Consider the following 3,104-nt stretch of genomic DNA (forward strand, 5'->3'; position numbering starts at 1 on the left):
CGTGCAGTCGGCCGGCGCCACTCGCACCGCGCCGCTGACCCGCGCCGGGACGACGGACGAGGGCGCCGCCGACTTCGTGACGGCCGCCGAGGCCGCGCGGACGGAGGCCGCCTCCGCGCGGACCCCGGGCAGCGAGCCGCTCGAGGCCGACCAGTGGGACCTGCGGGCGATCGGCGCCGACAAGGCCGCGAAGATCGACGACGGCAGCCGCAGGGTGACCGTCGCCGTGATCGACACCGGCGTCGACGACACCCATCCGGACCTCGCCCCGAACTTCTCCGCCTCCCAGTCGGCCAACTGCGTCGGCGGCAAGGCGGACACCGCCGAGGGCGCCTGGCGGCCGTACACGGCCGACGACTACCACGGCACCCATGTGGCCGGTGAGATCGCCGCGGCCCGCAACGGCGTCGGCGTCGCCGGTGTGGCGCCCGGCGTGAAGGTGGCCGGCATCAAGGTCAGCGACCCGGACAACGGCCTCTTCTACCCGGAGAACGTCGTCTGCGCGTTCGTGTTCGCCGCCGACCACGGCGTGGAGATCACGAACAACAGCTACTACGTCGACCCGTGGCTCTACAACTGCATGGACGACCCGGACCAGAAGGCGATCGTCGACGCGGTCAACCGGGCCCAGCTGTACGCGCAACGCAAGGGCACGCTGCACCTCGCCTCGGCCGGCAACTCCAACCACGACCTGGCCTCCGACGCGATCGTCGACGACTCCAGCCCCAACGACACCACGCCGGTGACGCGCACCATCGACCCGAGCGAGTGCTTCGACGTGCCGACCCAGCTCCCGGGCATCGTCACCGTCAGCGCGACGGGCGTGCAGAACCTCAAGTCGTACTACTCCACGTACGGCAAGGGCGTCGTCGACGTGGCCGCGCCGGGCGGCGACCGCCGCTACCAGCTCCCGGACACGCCGTCGAAGGACGGCCGCATCCTGTCCACCATGCCGAACGGCGAGTACGCCTGGCTGCAGGGCACCTCGATGGCCTCCCCGCACGCCGCCGGTGTCGCCGCGCTGCTGAAGTCCAAGCACCCGTGGGCCTCCCCCGCCCAGTTGCAGGCGCTGCTGAAGACCCAGGCGAACAACCCGGGCTGCCCCGAGTCCTACGACCAGGACGGCGACGGCGCGCAGGACGCGACCTGCGAGGGCGGCCGCCGGGTCAACGGCTTCTACGGCTTCGGCATCGTCGACGCGCTGCGCGCCGTCAAGTGACCCGCGCCGCACCGCACTCCCCTCCCGCCCGTCCGACCGCACCCGCGAACGAACTGGAGACTTCATGACCGCGTCCCACCCGCGTCACCGCCGCGCGCTCGCCATCCCGGCCGGGATGGCCATGGCGACGGCACTCGCCTTCCTCCCGAACACCGCGGCCACGGCCGCCCCGGCCGACACGGCGCCGGCCGCGGCCCCCGCCGACGCGACCCCGCTCAGCTACGTGGTCAACGTCCGGGGCGGGCACGGCACGTCGGCGCACGTGAAGAAGGCGATCGGCAGGGCCGGCGGGACCGTCGTGACGTCGTACGACAAGATCGGCGTCATCGTCGTCCACTCCTCGGACGCCGACTTCGCGAAGACCATCCGCAAGGTGCGCGGGGTGCAGTCGGCCGGCGCCACCCGCACCGCGCCGCTGCCGTCGGCGGCCACCGCGGACACGGTCACCCCGAAGGCGCTCAGCGCCTCCGAGATCGCCCGCGCCGAGTCGGCGGCGGCCGAGGGCCAGGACCCGCTCCAGGGCCTGCAGTGGGACCTGCCCGCCATCAAGGCGGACAAGGCGCACGAGAAGTCCCTGGGCAGTTCCGAGGTGACCGTCGCCGTCATCGACACCGGTGTGGACGACACCCACCCGGACATCGCGCCCAACTTCGACCGGGCCGCGTCGGTCAACTGCGTGTCGGGCAAGCCGGACACCAGCGACGGCGCCTGGCGGCCGAGCGCGGAGGAGAGCCCGCACGGCACGCATGTCGCCGGTGAGATCGCCGCCGCGAAGAACGGCGTCGGCATGACCGGAGTCGCGCCGGGCGTGAAGGTGTCGGGCATCAAGGTGTCCAACCCGGACGGCTTCTTCTACACCGAGGCCGTGGTGTGCGGCTTCGTGTGGGCGGCCGAGCACGGGGTCGACGTCACCAACAACAGCTATTACACCGACCCCTGGTACTTCAACTGCACGGACGACCCGGACCAGAAGGCCCTCGTCGAGGCCGTCACCCGCGCGTCGCGGTACGCGGAGCGCAAGGGCGCGGTGAACGTGGCCGCGGCCGGCAACGAGAACTACGACCTCGCGGCCGACGAGATCACCGACCCGGTCTCCCCCAACGACTCCACCCCGTCGGAGCGGGTGATCGACCCGTCCGAGTGCTACGACATCCCGACCCAGCTCCCGGGCGTGGTGACGGTCGCGGCGACCGGCGCGAAGGGGCTGAAGTCGTCGTTCTCCAACTACGGCCGGGGCGTCGTCGACATCGCCGCGCCGGGCGGCGACTCGACGGCGTACCAGAAGCCGGAGCCGCCCGCCACCAGCGGTCTGATCCTGGGCACGCTGCCCGGCGGGTCGTGGGGCTACATGGCGGGTACGTCGATGGCGTCCCCGCACGTCGCGGGCGTCGCCGCGCTGATCAGGTCGACGCACCCGCACGCCTCGCCGGCGCTGGTCAAGGCCCTGCTGTACGCGGAGGCCGACGCCACCGCGTGCACGGACCCGTACGACATCGACGGCGACGGCAAGGTCGACGCCGTGTGCGAGGGCCCGAAGAACCGCAACGGCTTCTACGGCTGGGGCACGGCCGACGCGCTGGACGCGGTGACGCGGTAGCCGCCGGTCCTGCGGGAGCCGCACGAGAGGGGGCCGGGCGATCGCGCCCGGCCCCCTTCGCGGCATAGTGCGGTCATGACCGATCTCGCGTCCGTGTGGTCCGCCCTGGGCGGCGACCCCGCCCTCCTCCCCCGCGTGTCGGCCGTCGAACGGCCCGGTGTGCTGGATGCCCGGCTGCCGGTACGGGAACTGGCGCGCTCCTGTGTGGGCGCGTGCGCGCTGGCCGCCGCCGAGCTGGGGGCGCGGCGGGCGGGCGGCGGCGAGGTGCCGGCGGTGCGGGTGGACGAC

Annotated in this window: 2 protein-coding genes and 1 pseudogene; all 3 read left to right on the forward strand. The window is 73.1% G+C overall.

The window, feature by feature from the left end; all coding sequences use genetic code 11:
* Positions 1-1,219, forward strand: a 1,219-nt coding sequence (locus B7767_RS15740) for a S8 family serine peptidase (RefSeq protein WP_107486118.1), incomplete at its 5' end; no start/stop codon positions are given.
* Positions 1,220-1,283: 64 nt separating this feature from the next.
* Complete coding sequence (locus B7767_RS15745) at positions 1,284-2,816, forward strand: S8 family serine peptidase (RefSeq protein WP_085572739.1); 1,533 nt, start codon at positions 1,284-1,286, stop codon at positions 2,814-2,816.
* A gap of 75 nt (positions 2,817-2,891) precedes the next feature.
* Positions 2,892-3,104: pseudogene (locus B7767_RS15750) on the forward strand (hypothetical protein); the annotation flags it as partial.

The organism is Streptomyces sp. 13-12-16, from assembly GCF_002114215.1.
Classification (GTDB): domain Bacteria; phylum Actinomycetota; class Actinomycetes; order Streptomycetales; family Streptomycetaceae; genus Streptomyces.

Coding starts and splice junctions, on each gene's coding strand:
- B7767_RS15745 (WP_085572739.1), top strand. CDS start 1,284: ATGACCGCGTCCCACCCGCGTCACCGCCGCGCGCTCGCCATCCCGGCC.